The sequence below is a fragment of the Pseudomonas sp. zfem004 genome (assembly GCF_032621715.1).
Lineage (GTDB): Bacteria > Pseudomonadota > Gammaproteobacteria > Pseudomonadales > Pseudomonadaceae > Aquipseudomonas > Aquipseudomonas sichuanensis.
In genome coordinates this window covers 68586-84761 of record NZ_JAVYJF010000019.1, presented here as the reverse complement: position 1 = coordinate 84761, position 16176 = coordinate 68586, and the positions used below count along the sequence as shown (strand labels likewise).

At 67.5% G+C, this 16176-nt stretch carries 14 protein-coding genes; 6 read left to right on the top strand and 8 right to left on the bottom strand.

All coding sequences use genetic code 11. From position 1 onward, the window contains the following. Positions 1 to 11 precede the first annotated feature (11 nt). From hslV to gshB, 8 genes are all read right to left on the bottom strand, one after another. The gene (gene hslV, locus RTH46_RS19960) at positions 12 to 542 is read right to left on the bottom strand and encodes an ATP-dependent protease subunit HslV (RefSeq protein ID WP_011536056.1); all 531 of its coding nucleotides are present in this window, start codon (positions 540 to 542) and stop codon (positions 12 to 14) included. A 179-nt stretch (positions 543 to 721) separates the two neighbouring features. After that, positions 722 to 1993 (bottom strand): dihydroorotase, encoded by a 1272-nt coding sequence (locus RTH46_RS19955; RefSeq protein ID WP_153788391.1) that lies wholly within the window; start codon positions 1991 to 1993, stop codon positions 722 to 724. Further along, positions 1990 to 2994, bottom strand: a complete 1005-nt coding sequence (locus RTH46_RS19950; protein ID WP_153788390.1) for an aspartate carbamoyltransferase catalytic subunit — start codon at positions 2992 to 2994, stop codon at positions 1990 to 1992. Before RTH46_RS19950 ends, RTH46_RS19955 begins: the two co-directional genes overlap by 4 nt. A gap of 12 nt (positions 2995 to 3006) precedes the next feature. Then, entirely contained in the window at positions 3007 to 3525 is a 519-nt protein-coding gene (gene pyrR / locus RTH46_RS19945) for a bifunctional pyr operon transcriptional regulator/uracil phosphoribosyltransferase PyrR (RefSeq protein ID WP_153788389.1), read from the bottom strand. A 51-nt stretch (positions 3526 to 3576) separates the two neighbouring features. Then, on the bottom strand, positions 3577 to 4002 hold the full coding sequence (gene ruvX, locus RTH46_RS19940; RefSeq protein WP_153788388.1) for a Holliday junction resolvase RuvX: 426 nt from the start codon (positions 4000 to 4002) through the stop codon (positions 3577 to 3579). Beyond that, the gene (locus tag RTH46_RS19935) at positions 4002 to 4571 is read right to left on the bottom strand and encodes a YqgE/AlgH family protein (RefSeq protein ID WP_153788387.1); all 570 of its coding nucleotides are present in this window, start codon (positions 4569 to 4571) and stop codon (positions 4002 to 4004) included. Before RTH46_RS19935 ends, ruvX begins: the two co-directional genes overlap by 1 nt. A 167-nt stretch (positions 4572 to 4738) precedes the next feature. Further along, positions 4739 to 5638 carry an energy transducer TonB gene (locus tag RTH46_RS19930; protein ID WP_153788386.1) on the bottom strand — a complete coding sequence of 300 codons (900 nt, stop codon included), beginning with the start codon at positions 5636 to 5638 and terminating at the stop codon, positions 4739 to 4741. Positions 5639 to 5729: 91 nt separating this feature from the next. Beyond that, positions 5730 to 6683, bottom strand: a complete 954-nt coding sequence (gene gshB / locus RTH46_RS19925; protein WP_153788384.1) for a glutathione synthase — start codon at positions 6681 to 6683, stop codon at positions 5730 to 5732. Positions 6684 to 6925: 242 nt separating this feature from the next. Between gshB and pilG the strand changes: the two genes are divergently transcribed. From pilG to RTH46_RS19895, 6 genes are read left to right on the top strand one after another with little or no spacing between them, the layout of a single operon-like run. After that, complete coding sequence (gene pilG / locus RTH46_RS19920) at positions 6926 to 7327, top strand: twitching motility response regulator PilG (protein ID WP_153788382.1); 402 nt, start codon at positions 6926 to 6928, stop codon at positions 7325 to 7327. 49 nt (positions 7328 to 7376) lie between these two features. Continuing rightward, entirely contained in the window at positions 7377 to 7742 is a 366-nt protein-coding gene (gene pilH, locus RTH46_RS19915; RefSeq protein WP_153788380.1) for a twitching motility response regulator PilH, read from the top strand. Then, positions 7739 to 8293 (top strand): chemotaxis protein CheW, encoded by a 555-nt coding sequence (locus RTH46_RS19910; RefSeq protein WP_125465834.1) that lies wholly within the window; start codon positions 7739 to 7741, stop codon positions 8291 to 8293. The genes pilH and RTH46_RS19910 overlap by 4 nt, the downstream gene beginning before the upstream one ends. 48 nt (positions 8294 to 8341) lie before the next feature. Beyond that, positions 8342 to 10366, top strand: a complete 2025-nt coding sequence (locus tag RTH46_RS19905; protein ID WP_258705249.1) for a methyl-accepting chemotaxis protein — start codon at positions 8342 to 8344, stop codon at positions 10364 to 10366. Between the two features lie 11 nt (positions 10367 to 10377). Continuing rightward, entirely contained in the window at positions 10378 to 15660 is a 5283-nt protein-coding gene (locus RTH46_RS19900) for an Hpt domain-containing protein (RefSeq protein WP_316906410.1), read from the top strand. Next, on the top strand, positions 15653 to 16108 hold the full coding sequence (locus RTH46_RS19895; protein ID WP_316906409.1) for a chemotaxis protein CheW: 456 nt from the start codon (positions 15653 to 15655) through the stop codon (positions 16106 to 16108). Before RTH46_RS19900 ends, RTH46_RS19895 begins: the two co-directional genes overlap by 8 nt. Positions 16109 to 16176 lie beyond the last annotated feature (68 nt).

Here is a 16176-nt window from a genome sequence, read left to right as displayed (position 1 = left end):
AAAACAACTGATCACTCGGCCAGGTCCTGCTCCTCGATGGTCAGGTTGTGGTTGGTGAACACGCAGATGTCGCCGGCGATGTTCAGGGCGGCCTCGGTGATTTCCCGGGCCGACAGGTCGGTCTTGTTCAGCAGGGCGCGAGCCGCGGCCTGGGCGTAGCCGCCGCCGGAACCCATGGCGATCAGGCCGTCTTCGGGTTCGACCACGTCGCCGTTGCCGGTGATGATCAGGGAGGCGTCCTTGTTGGCTACTGCCAGCATCGCTTCCAGGCGGCTCAGGGAACGGTCGGTACGCCATTCCTTGGCCAGCTCGACGGCGGCGCGCACCAGGTGACCGGAGTGTTTCTGCAGCTGGGCTTCGAAGCGCTCGAACAGGGTGAAGGCGTCGGCGGTGGCACCGGCGAAACCGGCGATGACCTGGCCGTTGTACAGGCGACGGACTTTCTTGGCGTTGCCTTTCATCACGGTGTTGCCGAGGGAAACCTGGCCGTCGCCGCCCATGACGACTTTGCCGTTACGGCGGACAGAAACGATGGTAGTCAAGGGAGAGTCTCCACGCAGCGGGGCGAAAATGCCTGATGCAGACTCATATGGGGGGAGGGGGGAAGGATTTCAACCGAGAGGGATGAATGGTTGTTTCAGGTCTTTGCCGGCCCCATCGCGGGGCAAGCCCGCTCCCACGTGTTCGCGTGGGAGCGGGCTTGCCCCGCGATGGTCGTTACTCAGCCCTCAAAGCAGACGTGCCCATCGACCAAGGTATAACGCACCGCGCCCGGCAGGCAGTGGCCGATGAACGGGCAGTTCTCGCCGCGGGACAACCAGCGTTCACCCGCAACGGTCGAGGCTTTCGGATCGAACAGCACCAGGTCCGCTGCGCCGCCCACCTTCAACTCGCCGGCCGGCAGGCGCATGGCCGCCGCCGGGCCGCTGCTCAGGCGTGCCATCAGCGTCGGCAGGTCGAGCAGGCCGTCCTCGACCAGGGTCATGGCCAGCGGCAGCAACAGCTCGACGCTGCTGATACCCGGCTCGGTGGCACCGAACGGTGCCAGCTTGGCATCGCGCTCGTGGGGCTGGTGGTGGCTGGAAATCGCCTGGATCACGCCCGACTTCACCGCCTCACGCAGTCCATCACGGTCGGCGGCGCTGCGCAGCGGCGGCTGCACGTGGTAGAGGCTGGAGAAGTCGCGCAGCGCTTCGTCGGTGAGAATCAGCTGGTACAGCGCCACGTCGGCGGTGACCGGCAGCCCCAGTTGTTGGGCCTGGGCGATCAGCCGGGCGCCACGGGCGCTGGTGATCTGGCTGAAGTGCGCGCGCACGCCGCTCTGCTCGACCAGCAGCAGGTTGCGGGCCAGGGCCACGGTTTCGGCGCTCTCGGGGATGCCGGGCAGGCCGAGGAAACTGGCCATCGGCCCTTCGTGGGCCAGGCCGCCCTGGGACAGGTCGCGGTCCTGGGAGTGGAACACCACGGTCAGGTCGAAGGTCGCCGCGTATTCCAGCGCTCGGGCCAGGGTGCGGTTGTTGGGGATCTCTTTCAGGCCGTTGCCGAAGGCCACGCAGCCGGTGTCGCGCAGGGCCACCAGCTCGGCCAGTTGCTCGCCTTCCAGGCCTTTGGTCAGGGCGCCGATCGGGTACACCTTGCTGTTGGCCGCTTCGCGGGCGCGGTCGAGGATCAGTTCGGCCACCGCCGAGGTGTCCAGCACCGGCTTGGTCTGCGGCGGGCAGCACAGGCTGGTGACGCCGCCGGCGACTGCCGCGCGGGTTTCACTGGCGATGCTGCCCTTGCGGCTGTAGCCCGGCTCGCGCAGCGAGACACCGAGGTCGACCAGCCCAGGCGCTGCGACCAGGCCGTCGGCCTGGATCGTGCGGCTGGCGCTGAAGCCCGCCGGGGCTGCGCCGATGGCGGCAATGCGACCGCCTTCGAGGTGCAGGTCGGTGATGGTGTCCAGGCCGCTGGCAGGGTCGATTACCCGAGCGCCGATAATGCTGAGGGTCACTGGGCGTTCTCCTGCTCGATTTGACGTTGCGCGTTCTGCCCGCTCATGGCCATGGACAGCACGGCCATGCGCACGGCGATGCCGTAGGTGACCTGGTTGAGGATCACCGAGTGCTTGCCGTCGGCCACCGCCGACTCGATCTCCACGCCCCGGTTGATCGGGCCGGGGTGCATGACGATGGCGTCGGGCTTGGCGCCGGCCAGGCGTGCGGTGGTCAGGCCAAACAGGCGGTAGAACTCGCCCTCGCTGGGCAGCAGGCCGCCAGCCATGCGCTCACGCTGCAGGCGCAGCATGATCACCACGTCGACGTCTTTAAGGCCTTCGGCCATGTCGGTGTAGACCTTCACCCCGTACTGCTCGATGCCGATCGGGATCAGGGTTTTCGGGCCGATCACGCGGATGTCCGGGCAGCCCAGCGCCTTGAGCGCGAGCATGTCCGAGCGGGCCACGCGCGAGTGCAGGATGTCGCCGACGATGGCCACCGACAGGTTCTCGAAGCTGCCCTTGTGCCGACGGATGGTCAGCATGTCGAGCATGCCCTGGGTGGGGTGCGCGTGGCGGCCGTCACCGCCGTTGATCACCGCCACATCCGGGCACACGTGCTCGGCGATGAAGTGGGCGGCGCCGGAGTCGGAGTGGCGCACGACGAACATGTCGGCGGCCATGGCTTCGAGGTTGCGCAGGGTGTCGAACAGGGTCTCGCCTTTGCTGGTCGAGGAGGTCGACACGTTCAGGCTGATCACATCGGCCGACAGGCGCTGGGCGGCCAGTTCGAAGGTGGTGCGGGTACGGGTGGAGTTCTCGAAGAACACGTTGCACACGGTCTTGCCGCGCAGCAACGGGACTTTCTTCACGGCCCGGGCGCCGACTTCGAGGAACGAGTCGGCGGTGTCGAGGATCTCGGTGAGCAGTTCGCGGGGCAAACCGTCGAGCGAGAGGAAGTGGCGCAGCTGGCCCTGGTCATTGAGCTGCAGCGGGCGCTTGGCGTCGAATGGCGTCATCGCGGGGGACTCTTAAAGGGCGGAAGCGGAAGCGAGGTCCTGGCGCTCGAGGGCGAGCGGTGCGGGTCCGGTCAATTTTACCCGTTCATGGGCAGCCAGCGACAGGGTGGCGCCGAGCACATTGGGGCGGATCGGCAGTTCGCCGGCATCCAGGTCCAGCAGGCACACCAGCGTCACGCTGGCCGGGCGGCCATAGTCGAACAGTTCGTTGAGGGCGGCGCGGATGGTACGGCCGCTCATCAGCACGTCGTCCACCAGCACCAGGTGCTGGCCTTCGATCTCGAACGGCAGCTCCGAAGGGCGCACTTGCGGGTGCAGGCCGTTCTGGCTGAAGTCGTCGCGGTAGAACGACACATCCAGGGTGCCCAGCGGGCTTTCGTCGGCCAGCTCTTGCTGCAGGGCCTGGGCCACCCATACGCCGCCGGTGCGGATGCCGATGAAGCGTGGTTCGGTAATTTCACGGCGGGCCAGGTGGGCGCGAAGGTCGACGGCCATCTGCCGGATCAGGTCGGCGGGATTGGGTAGGCTCATTGCGTGCTCCTCGGAAGGCGGGCGCCGGGTAGCTCCGGCGGCAAAGCGGAATTAAACGTTGGCCTCCAGCCAGCCTTGCAGCAGCAGGGCGGCGGCGATGGCGTCGACCGGGTTGTCGCGGTAACTGCCTTGGCGGCCGCCTCGGGCCATCTGCTCGCCCTTGGCTTCGAAGGTGGTCAGGCGTTCGTCGTGGGTGTGCACCGGCAGGTTGAAACGGCCGTTGAGGCGCCGGGCGAATTTTTCGGCGCGCTCGCTCATCTCGCTGGGCGTGCCGTCCATGTTCAGTGGCAGGCCGACGACGATGGCGTCGGGTTTCCATTCCTTGATCAGTTTTTCGACCTGGTTCCAGTCCGGCACGCCGTTCTGTGCCTTGAGTACGCAGAGTTCGCGGGCCTGGCCGGTGATTACCTGGCCGACGGCCACGCCGATCTGTTTGCTGCCGTAGTCGAAGCCCAGCAGCAGGCGCAGTTCGGCCATCAGGCGTGCCCTGCCTGGCTGGTGAGCAGGCTCAGGTTGATGCCCAGGCTCTTGGCGGCGGCGCCGAGGCGCTGTTCGCTGTCCATGCCGAAGAGGATCGCGGGGTCGAACGGGCAGTTGAGCCAGGCGTTGTCGGCCAGCTCGGCCTCCAGCTGGCCGGCTTCCCAGCCGGCGTAGCCTAGGGTGATCAGGCTCTTTTTCGGGCCCACGCCGGCGGCGATGGCCAGCAGCACATCCTGGGAGGTGGTCAGCGACAGGCCTTCCAGGGCCACGGTGGCCTGGAAGCTGCACTCGTTGCTGTGCAGCACGAAACCACGGTCGGTCTGCACCGGGCCGCCCAGGTAGATGGGCACCTGCAGCGTGCTGGTCGGGGGCGTTTCGTCGGGGCGCAGTTGCTCGAGGATATCGGCCAGGTTCAGCTCTTGCGGGCGGTTGATCACCAGCCCCATGGCGCCGTTCTCGTTGTGTTCGACGATGTACGTCAGCGTTTGCGCGAAGTTCGGATCGGCCATGTGCGGCATGGCGATCAGGAACTGGTGCTTGAGGTAGCTGGGGGCGAAGGTTTTCATGAGCGCTAGTGTGGCGCCAGGTGGCGGGGCTGGCAAGGTGCGCTTGAGCCTCACTCGGCCCCTGTGGGAGCGGGTTTACCCGCGAAGCAGGCAGCGCGGTGTATGGCACCGGCTTCGCCGGTGTTCGCGGGTAAACCCGCTCCCACAGGGACTTTGCAGGCTTGAAGTCAGTTGCTCGACAGCTTGTCCCCGCGGGCAAAGCGCCAGGTGCGGATGATCTCCAACCGATCGAACTCCGCCATGTCCCCGGTAAACGGCGCGAACGGCGCGGCCAGGCGCACGATGCGCTGGGCCGCCTGGTCCAGCACTGGCTGGCCGGACGATTCCAGCACCAGCACTTCATACAGCGAGCCATCGCGGTTGATCGACACCATCAAGCGCAGGCTGCCGTACAGCTGCTGGCGTCGGGCTTCGTCGGGGTAGTTGAGGTTACCGATGCGCTCGACCTTCTTGCGCCACTCTTCCTTGTACCAGGCGCCCTTGTCGCGCATGGTCGAGGCCGCATTCAGGCGATGGATACGCGGGCGTTTGGCATACAGCTGCTGTTCGTTGGACAGCTCGGCCTCAAGGCTGGCGATCTGGCTGGACAGCTGCGAGCTGTCGAAGTCCGGCGCCTTCGCCTGGGCCTTGGGCTGTGGCTTGCTTTCCTTCGGCTTGGGCTCGACTTTCTGCGGTTTCGGTGCCTGGGTGGTCACCGCGGACTTCGACGGCGCGGGTGGCGACTCTACTCTCGCGGCCGGCGGCGGGGTGATCTTGTTGATCTTGCTGTCCTGGAACGGCGCCACTTCGGTGGTCTTGGGGACCGCTTTCTTGTCCAGGGTGCCGCTGCCCTGCTGGTTTTCCTGGGCCTGGAAGTCGGCCTTCTCGGGCGCCTTCTCGCTCTTGAAGGTGGCCAGGGTGATGTCCATGGTGTGGCGGATTTCAGCGGGTTTGATCACCGTGAAACCGACCCCCAGGATCAACGCCAGGTGCACCAGCGCGGCCAGGAACAGGGTAAAGCCGAGCCGGTCCACCGGGCGAACGCGGGGTGGCAGCAAGTCGGCAGGGATGTCGGCGGGGAGCGTCATCGGGTATCCAGCAACCGCAAAGCGGGGCATCAGCTCAGTCGAAAAGGACCGGCATCATACCCCACTGTGCGGTGTTGCCACCTGTCCTCGGTCAGCGCGCTTGCAGCTTGCGATCAATGGCATCCATCAGCTTGCCGCCGATATTGGTGTTGAAGGCGGCGTCGATTTCGCGGATGCAGGTCGGGCTGGTGACGTTGATCTCGGTGAGGTGCTCGCCGATCACGTCCAGGCCGACGAACAGCAGGCCCTTCTCGCGCAGGGTGGGGCCAACCTGTGCGGCGATCCAGCGATCGCGGTCGCTCAGCGGGCGGGCTTCGCCACGGCCGCCGGCGGCCAGGTTGCCGCGGGTCTCGCCGCTGGCCGGGATGCGCGCCAGGCAGTAGTCCACCGGCTCGCCGTCGATCATCAGGATGCGCTTGTCGCCGTCCTTGATTGCCGGCAGGTAGGCCTGGGCCATGATCTGCTGGGCGCCCAGGGCGGTCAGGGTTTCGAGAATCACCGACAGGTTGGGGTCGCCGACCCGGTGGCGGAAGATCGAGGTACCGCCCATGCCGTCCAGCGGCTTGAGGATCACGTCGCCGTGCTTGGCGGCGAACTCACGGATGATGTCCGGGCGGCGGCTGACCAGGGTCGGCGGCGTGCACTGCGGGAACAGCGTGGCGAACAGCTTCTCGTTGCAGTCGCGCAGGCTCTGCGGGCGGTTGACCACCAGCACGCCGTCGGCCTCGGCCTGCTCCAGCAGGTAGGTGCTGTAGACGAACTCCATGTCGAACGGCGGGTCCTTGCGCATCAGGATCACGTCCAGCTCGCTGAGCAGGCTGTCCTGCTCTTCGCCCAGCTCGAACCAGCGCGCCGGGTCGGCGAACACCTTCAGTGGGCGCATCCGCGCGCGGGCCTTGCCTTCGCCCTGGTACAGGTCGCGCTGTTCCATGTAGAACAGGCTCCAGCCACGTTCCTGGGCGGCCAGCAGCATGGCCAGCGAGCTGTCCTTTTTATAGGAGATGGACGCGATAGGGTCCATGACAATCCCGAGGCGAACGCTCATGGGTAATTCCTCTTGGCGGCGGGTGGCCGCGATGGCACGAAAAAGTGGCTCAGGGTGGCGCCGGGCGCGCGCCCGGTCAAGGGGGCGGGCAGATGGAATGGCCCTGCGGAGTGTGCTAAAAAGGCTCGATCCAGCTTCAAGCCGCAAGCTATAAGCTACAAGGCAGAGGCGCTGCGCACCGATCTGCATTTCCTTGTCGCTCGAAGCTTGCAGCTTACCGCTCATTCAATGTGGCGCAATTTATGGAACAACCCCTGAAGGTGATGGTGATCGACGATTCGCGCACGATCCGCCGCACTGCCCAGATGTTGCTCGGCGAGGCGGGCTGCGAGGTGATCACCGCCAGCGATGGCTTCGATGCCCTGGCGAAAATCATCGACCACAAGCCACGCATCATTTTCGTCGACGTGCTGATGCCGCGCCTGGACGGCTACCAGACCTGCGCAGTGATCAAGCACAACAGCGAATTCAAGGACACTCCGGTCATCCTGCTCTCTTCCCGCGACGGCCTGTTCGACAAGGCCCGCGGCCGGGTGGTGGGTTCCGACCAGTTCCTGACCAAACCTTTCAGCAAGGAAGAACTGCTCGACGCAATCCGCGCCCATGTGCCCGGTTTCGCCGCGCAGGACCCAATCGCACCTTGACACCGCCCCAGCCAAAGGCGGCGTCTCACGTTCCTCATGGGGAAACAGCATGGCCCGAGTTCTGATTGTCGACGATTCGCCGACCGAGATGTACCGCTTGACCGAGTGGCTGGAAAAACACGGCCACCAGGTGCTCAAGGCCAACAACGGTGCCGACGGCGTGGCCCTGGCCCGCCAGGAGAAGCCCGATGCGGTGCTGATGGACATCGTCATGCCCGGCATGAACGGCTTCCAGGCCACCCGCCAGTTGAGCAAGGACCCGGAGACCAGCGCCATCCCGGTGATCGTGGTCACCACCAAGGACCAGGAAACCGATCGTATCTGGGCCACGCGCCAGGGTGCCCGCGACTTCCTGACCAAGCCCGTGGAAGAAGACGCGTTGATCGCCAAGCTGGTCGAGGTGCTCGGCGCTTGACCACTCGCCCTCAGGGCGCGGCACTGACCGCCTTCGAGCTGCTGCTGGACATCGACCGGCGGTGCCGCCTGCTGGTGGCCGACCAGCCGCTCCAGGACACCCGCCTGCAGCAGTGGAGCGGCATCGGCTTTCGCATTGCCGGGCAATGGTTCGTCGCGCCCATGGGCGAAATTGCCGAAGTGCTGCGGGAGCCGCGCAGCAGCCGGGTGCCGGGGGTACAGCCCTGGGTCTGCGGGGTGGCCAACCTGCGCGGGCGGCTGTTGCCGGTGATGGACCTGAGCGCGTTCTTCGGCCTTGGCCCGGCGGCGGCGGGCAAGCAGCGTCGGGTGCTGGTGCTGGACCACGAAGAGCTGTTCGCCGGGCTGCTGGTGGACGAGGTGGTGGGCCTGCAGCACTTTGCCCTGAGCAGCCTCGAACTGTCGCCGCCGCAGCCTTTGATCCGCGCCGCCGCACCCTTCGTGCAGGGGCATTTCCCCCGTGAGCGCAACTGGGCGATCTTCAGCCCGTTCGCCCTGGCCCAGGCACCGGGCTTTCTCGATGTGGCGTTGTAGAGGACTTTCGACGTGAACAAGCCTGGCCCCTCCGTTTCCCCCGCCGCCGTGGCCCAACGCCCGCGCAGCAGCGCGCAGATCACCGTGCTGTTCGTGGTGCTGATCCTGTCGATCGTGCTGCTGTTCGCCAACTTTGCCTACCTCAACACCCAGGCCAACCACGACAAGCAGTACATCGGCCACGCCGGCGAGCTGCGCGTGCTGTCCCAGCGTATCGCCAAGAACGCCACCGAGGCGGCAGCCGGCAAGGCCCTTGCCTTCCGCCTGCTCAGCGATGCGCGCAACGATTTCGAGCGGCGCTGGAGCTACCTGCGCGAGGGCGACAAGGCCACCGGCCTGCCCGCCGCACCGGCCACGGTGCGCGACGAAATGGACGCGGTGCGCCAGGACTGGGAAAACCTGCGCAAGAACACCGACACCATCCTGGCCAGCGAACAGACGGTGCTGTCGCTGCACCAGGTGGCGGCCACCCTGGCCGAGACCGTGCCGCAGTTGCAGGTCGAGTACGAAAAGGTGGTGGAGATCCTGCTGCAAAGCGGCGCCCCGGCCAGCCAGGTGGCGGTGGCCCAGCGCCAGCTGCTACTGGCCGAGCGCATTCTGGGCTCGGTCAACACCGTGCTGGCCGGCGACGACAGCTCGGTGCAGGCCGCCGACACCTTCGGCCGTGACGCCAGCCGTTTCGGCCAGGTGCTCGAAGGCATGCTCGCCGGCAACCCGGCGATCCAGGTGACCCGAGTCGAAGACGCCGATGCCCGCGCGCGCCTGGCTGAAATTGCCGAGCTGTTCCAGTTCGTTGCCGGCTCGGTGGACGAAATTCTCGAAACCTCGCCCGAGCTGTTCCGTGTGCGCGAAGCCGCCGGCAACATCTTCAGCCTCTCGCAAACCCTGCTCGACGAGGCCTCGCACCTGGCCAACGGCTTCGAGAACCTGGCCAGCGGGCGCACCCTCGACACCGTCGGCGGCTACGTGCTGGGCCTGCTGGCGCTGGCCTCGATCATCCTCATCGGCCTGGTGATGGTGCGCGCCACCCACCGCCAGCTGCGCGAAACCGCCGAGAAGAACGAACGTAACCAGCAGGCGATCATGCGCCTGCTCGACGAAATCGAAGAGCTGGCCGACGGCGACCTCACCGTCACGGTGGCGGTCACCGAAGACTTCACCGGCGCCATCGCCGACTCGATCAACTATTCGGTCGACCAGCTGCGCGACCTGGTCGCCACCATCAACCACAGCGCCGAGCAGGTCGCCGCCGCCGTGCAGGACACCCAGAACACCGCGCGCCAGCTGGCCAAGGCCTCCGAGCACCAGGCCGCGCAGATCAGCGAAGCCTCCGAGGCGGTGGGCGACATGGTCGAGTCGATCGACCGGGTATCGGCCCACGCCTACGAGTCGGCCAAGGTGGCCGAGCGTTCGGTCGCCATCGCCAACAAGGGCAACGAGGTGGTGCACAACACCATCAACGGCATGGACAACATCCGTGAGCAGATCCAGGACACCGCCAAGCGGATCAAGCGCCTGGGTGAGTCGTCCCAGGAAATCGGCGACATCGTCAGCCTGATCGACGACATTGCCGACCAGACCAACATCCTCGCCCTCAACGCGGCGATCCAGGCCTCGCTGGCCGGCGAGGCCGGGCGCGGCTTTGCCGTGGTCGCCGACGAAGTGCAACGCCTGGCCGAACGTTCGTCGTCGGCCACCCGGCAGATCGAGGCATTGGTGCGCACCATCCAGGCCGACACCAACGAGGCGGTGATTTCCATGGAGCAGACCACCGCCGAAGTGGTACGCGGCGCGCGCCTGGCGCAGGACGCCGGGGTGGCGCTGGCCGAGATCGAGGGGGTGTCGCAGACCCTGGCCGAACTTATCCACAGCATCTCCGACGCCGCCCAACTGCAAACCTCGTCCGCCGGGCAGATCTCCCACACCATGGCGGTGATCCAGCAGATCACCGCGCAGACCTCCGCCGGTTCCGGCGCCACAGCCGACAGCATCCGCCACCTGGCGCGCATGGCCAGTGAAATGCGCCGCTCGGTGTCGGGCTTCACCCTGCCGGCTGCGGCCGAGCGCCGCTGATGGAGGCGCCCATGACCTCGGTGGCGGTAAACAGCGAACGGCACGACACGGTCGCCCTGGCCTGGACCAAGGCGCCCATCCTCGATTGCCTGGGCCAGGCGCGCCAGGCCCTGGAGCATTTCACCGGGGCGCCGGACGACCTGTCGAACCTGACCTTCTTCGTCGACAACCTGCATCAGGTGCACGGTTGCCTGCGCCTGCTCGAACTGCCCGGCGCCACGCGCCTGGCCGAAGAGCTCGAACTGCTCGGCCGGGCCATGGCCGAGGGCCAGGTCAGCCCCCGCGGCGAGTGCTTGGGCGCGCTGTTCCGGGGCCTGGAGCAACTGCCGCCGTACCTCGACCGGCTGCGCGGCGCGCGCCACGACCTGCCGTTGGTGGTGATGCCGCTGCTCAACCAGCTGCGCGCCTGCCGGGGCGCCGAGCCACTGGCCCAGGGCAGCCTGCTGGGTGAGCTCGGCCAGCGCCTGGCCGGTGCCGAAGACCTGGCCAACCTCGACCTGTCGCTGGGCAACTGGCGCGAGCACATGCAGGCCGGCGCCGGGCGCGATGCCCTGCGTTCGGTGGTGTCGGCCCTGTGCGACGACCTGATGCGCATCAAGGACCAGCTCGACCCTCTGGTCAGTGACGAGCGGCCACCGCGCGCGCCGCTGCAAGCCTTGCTCGCACCGCTACGCCACGTGGCCGATACCCTGGCGGTGCTGGGCTTCCAGCAGCCACGGCGGGTGATCATCGACCAGGTGCTGGCGTTGCAGGCCCTGGTGGAGCAGGACGACAGCGTGAATGAAGCGGTGCTGATGGATGTGGCCGGGGCGTTGCTGTATGTGGAAGCGACGCTCAACGGCATGGTCGGCCCGCTGGAAGAAAGCCAGCCCGGCAGCCTGCCCGGTTCGGACCTGGCCGAGATCCGCCAGCTGGTACTCCACGAGTCGCTCAACGTCTTGCAGCAGGCCAAGGACCTGATTGGCGACTGCCTCGAGTCGGGCTGGTCGCGCCAACGCCTGCAAGCCCTGCCTGGGCTGTTGCAGCAGGTGCGCGGCGCGCTGGCGATGCTGATGCTACCGGCCGCCGCCGAGGTGTTCGCGGGCGCTGCCGGTTACGTGCAAGGCTGGCTGGTGCACCTGGAGGACGAGCCACTGCCCGACGAGCTGGCGCACCTGGCCGACACGTTGTGCGCCGCCGAGGCGTACCTGCAGTGGCGGGTGGCCGACCCCTTGGCCGATGCGCAACCCTTCATCGAGATGGCCTGCGTCAGCCTGGCAGCGCTGGGTGTGCAGTGCCAGGCGCTGGAGCCGTCGGCCAGCAGCGGCCGGGCCGTGGATGGCATCGATGACGAGCTGCGCGATGTATTCCTCGAAGAGGCCGGCGAGTTGCTGCCGGAAATCGAACGTCACTGGCTGCGCTGGCGCGCTGACAACAGCCTGCGCGAAGCGTTGATCGAAGTGCGGCGCGCCTTGCATACCCTCAAGGGCAGTGGGCGCATGGTCCATGCCGAGGCCGTGGCGGAGCTGGCATGGGGCGCCGAGCACCTGCTCAACCGCGTGCTGGAGGGGCGTATCGCGCTCAGCGCCGAAGGGTTGGTCGCGCTGCAGCAGGTGTTCGTGCGCCTGCCCGACCTGCTGGCCGATTTCGCTGCCAGCCAGTTGCCGGCCAGCGCCGAGATCGAGCAGCTGGCCGCCCATCTGCATGCGCTGGCGCTCAACGACGCGGCGCCCGGCGCCAGCATCGACGGGCTCGACCCGCAGCTGCTGGAGATCTTCCGCAACGAGGCCCAGGGCCATCTGGCCGGGCTCGATGCCTTCCTGCACACGGCCAGCGCCGAAGGCACGCCGGTCAGCGACGGCCTGCAGCGTGCGCTGCACACGCTCAAGGGCAGTGCGGCCATGGCCGGGGTGATGCCGGTGGCCGAGCTTGCCACCGCGCTCGACCGCCTGGTGCGTGAGTACAAGGGCCACGAACAGCCCATGCTGCTGGTGGAAATCGAACTGCTGGAGGCGGCCCGGGCCTTGTTCCACCTGGGGTTGGCGCAACTGGGCAGCACGCCGTTGGCGCCGATCCCCGGCGCCGCGGGGCTGATCGAACAGGTCGGGCAGACCGTCGATGCACGTCTGGCGCAGCTGCACAGCGACCCCCATCAGGTGCGCCGCAGCCGCCGTGATCCGAATCTGATTGCCGCTTTCCTGACCGCAGGCATGGACACCTTGCTCGACGCCGAGGCGCAGTTGGCGCACTGGCAGCAACAGCCGGCGCTGCGCCAGGCGCTGGACCCCTTGCTGGATGCCATGACCAGCCTCAGCCATGCGGCCCACCAGGCCGAACTGTGGCAGGTGGATGAAATCTGCGAAGGGTTGCTTGATCTGTATGGCGCGGTGGAAGAGGGCAGCCTGGCGGCCACGCCGAGGTTCTTCGAAGTGGCCGGCCAGGCTCATGAAGTGCTGCTCGACATGCTCGACGAGATCGCGGCCGGCCAGGACCTGAACGCTCGCCCCGAGTGCCTGGCGGCCCTGCGCGGGTTGCTCGACGATGCGCTCGACCCATCCGTGATGGGCGTGGTCGGCGCCGAAGGGGTGACGCCGCTGCCGGCGCCAGCCTTGGTCGAGCTGTTCCTGGAGGAAGCCAGGGACATCCTCGACAGCGCCAACCAGGCCCTGCAGCAGTGGCAAGGCGAGCCGGGCAACGTCACGGTACTGACGTCGCTGCAGCATGATGCCCTGACCCTCAAGGGCGGGGCGCAGATGGCCGCGATCGGCGCGGTGGAAGTGCTCGCCCAGGAGCTGGCGCTGCTTTACGAAGGGCTGGTGGACCGCCGTCAGGGGGCCAGCCCGGTACTGTTCGACCTGCTGCGGCGCAGCCATGCGGCGCTGGCCGACATGCTGCACAGCTTGCATCAGGGCCAGGCGCCGGTCTCGGCAGTGACGCTGCTGGGCGAGCTGCGCGAGTTTCGCCAGACCGCGCAGCCGCCCGCCCCGGCCGAGGTGCCCGGCACGCTCGAAGAGCAGGCCCAGGCCGCAGGCGACAAGGAGCTGCTGGAAGTCTTCCTCGAAGAGAGCTCCGACATCGTCGAGAGCGCCGCCGATGCCCTGGGCCGCTGGCAGGCCGACCCGCGCAGCACGGTCGAGGTGGAGAACCTGCTGCGTGACCTGCACACCCTCAAGGGCGGTGCGCGGATGGTCGAAATCGCCGCCATTGGCGACCTGGCCCACGAACTGGAATTCCTCTACGAGTTGCTGGCCGCCGGCCGGCTGCCGCCGACGCCGGCCTTGTTCAGCCTGCTGCAGAACTGCCACGACCGCCTGGCGCACATGCTCGATGCCGTGCGCCTGGGCCAGCCGCTGCATGCCGCCACGGCGCTGATCGACTACATCCGCAACTTCTCCAGCGCCGCCCTGACCGACAGCGCCGCCGCCGCGCCGCAGGTCGAGGCCGCCCCCGCCGAACTGCCGGCCGCCGCGCCGGAGCGGGCCGGGGACATGATCAAGGTCGATGCCGAGCTGCTCGACGACCTGGGCAACCTGGCCGGCGAGCACACGGTGATCCGCGGGCGCATCGAGCAGCAGGTCAACGATGCGCAGTTCGCCCTCAACGAAATGGAAACCACGCTGGAGCGCATGCGCGATCAGCTGCTGCGCCTGGACATCGAAACCCAGGGGCGCATCTCTAGCCGCCAGCAGTTCGAGGGCGATGCCTACGACGATTTCGACCCGCTGGAAATGGACCGCCACTCCCAATTGCAGCAGCTGTCGCGGGCGCTGTTCGAATCGGCGTCGGACCTGCTCGACCTGAAAGAGACCCTGCTGCAGCGCTCCCAGGAAACCCACAGCCTTCTGCAGCAGCAGGCGCGGGTCAACAGCCAGTTGCAGGAAGGCCTGACCGCCACCTTGATGGTGCCGTTCGAACGCCTGGTGCCGCGCTTGCAGCGGGTGGTGCGGCAGGTGGCCAGCGAGCTGGGCAAGCAGGTCGAGCTGGTGGTCGGCAACGCCGAGGGCGAGCTCGACCGCAGCGTGCTGGAACGCATGGTGGCGCCGCTGGAGCACATGCTGCGCAACGCCGTCGACCACGGCCTGGAAGGCCGCGAGGCGCGTCTGGCCGCCGGCAAGCCGGAACTGGGCACCATCCACCTCAACCTGCTGCATGAAGGCGCCGATATCGTCATCGAAATGAGCGATGACGGCGCCGGGGTGCCGTTGGAGGCGGTGCGCAACAAGGCGATCAAGCGCGGCCTGCTCGACCCCCAGGCGCGCTTGAGCGACCACGAGATCCTGCAGTTCATCCTGCGCCCTGGCTTCTCCACGGCTGAAAAGATCACCCAGATTTCCGGGCGCGGCCTGGGCATGGACGTGGTCCATGAAGAGGTCAAGCAACTGGGCGGCTCGATGAGCATCGAGTCCAGCCCGGGCAAGGGCGCGCGTTTTCTCATCCGCCTGCCGTTCACCGTGTCGGTGAACCGGGCGCTGATGGTGCACCTGGGCGACGAGCAGTACGCCATCCCGCTCAATACCATCGAAGGGATAGTGCGGGTGCCGGCCGCTGAGCTCGAGGCCTGCTACCGCCTCGACCCGCCGCGCTACACCTACGCCGGCCACGACTATGCCCTGCGCTATCTCGGCGAGCTGGTGCAGGGCGGCGGCCAGCCCGCGCTGCTGGGCCAGAGCGTGCCGCTGCCGGTGCTGCTTACCCATTCCCAGGAGCAGTCGTTCGCCATTCAGGTCGACAGCCTGTCGCCCAGCCGCGAGATCGTGGTCAAGAGCCTCGGGCCACAGTTCGCGGCGGTGCCGGGGCTGTCGGGGGCGACGCTGCTGGGCGATGGCCGGGTGGTGTTGATTCTCGACCTGCTCGGTCAGTTGCGTGGCCAGCAACGGCGCCTGGCGCGCCTGCCGGGTGCCGGCGACGGCCAGCGCGCGCTGACCGGGCCTGCACCGCGCCGCGCATTGCTGGTGATGGTGGTGGATGATTCGGTGACCGTGCGCAAGGTCACCAGCCGCCTGCTGGAGCGCCACGGCATGAGCGTGCTGACCGCCAAGGACGGTGTCGATGCCATGGCGCTGCTCGAAGAGCACCGCCCGGATGTGCTGCTGCTGGATATCGAGATGCCGCGCATGGACGGCTTCGAAGTGGCCACGCGCATCCGCCGTGACGAGCGCCTCAAGCAGCTGCCGATCATCATGATTACCTCGCGCACCGGGCAGAAGCACCGTGAGCGGGCCATGGCCATCGGCGTCAACGAGTACCTTGGCAAGCCGTACCAGGAGTCGGTCCTGTTGCAGAGCATCGCCCACTGGAGCCAGCACCATGCTTGACCATATCGCCGGGCAGCGCAGCAGCCTGACCGGGCTGTTGCTGCCCCTGGGCGACCGTGCCCTGGTGCTGCCGAACGTGGCGGTGGCCGAACTGATCGGCCACCGCGCCATCGCCTGTGAGCCGGGCGAGCCCGGCTGGCACCTGGGTTGGGTCGACTGGCGCCAGCAGCGCTTGCCGCTGGTCGGCTTCGAGGCCGCCTGCGGTGGGCATACCCCGTGCGGTGAGCGGGCGCGGATCGTCGTGCTGAATGCCTTGGGCGATACCGGGCTGCGTTACCTGGCGCTGCTGCTGCAGGGGATTCCGCGTTCGTGCAAGCTCGACAGCCAACTCAATTACGTGGATGTGCCGCTGGCGGCGTTGGAGCTGGCGGCGGTGCAGGTGGGCGAGCAAGTGGCGCGGGTGCCGGACCTGGCGGTGCTGGAACGGATGGTGCGTGACGCGCAATAGCAACCTGGCCTTGGTTAGGATGTAGGCAGTCCCGGCCCTATCGCGGGGCAAGCCCGCTCCCACGCTCG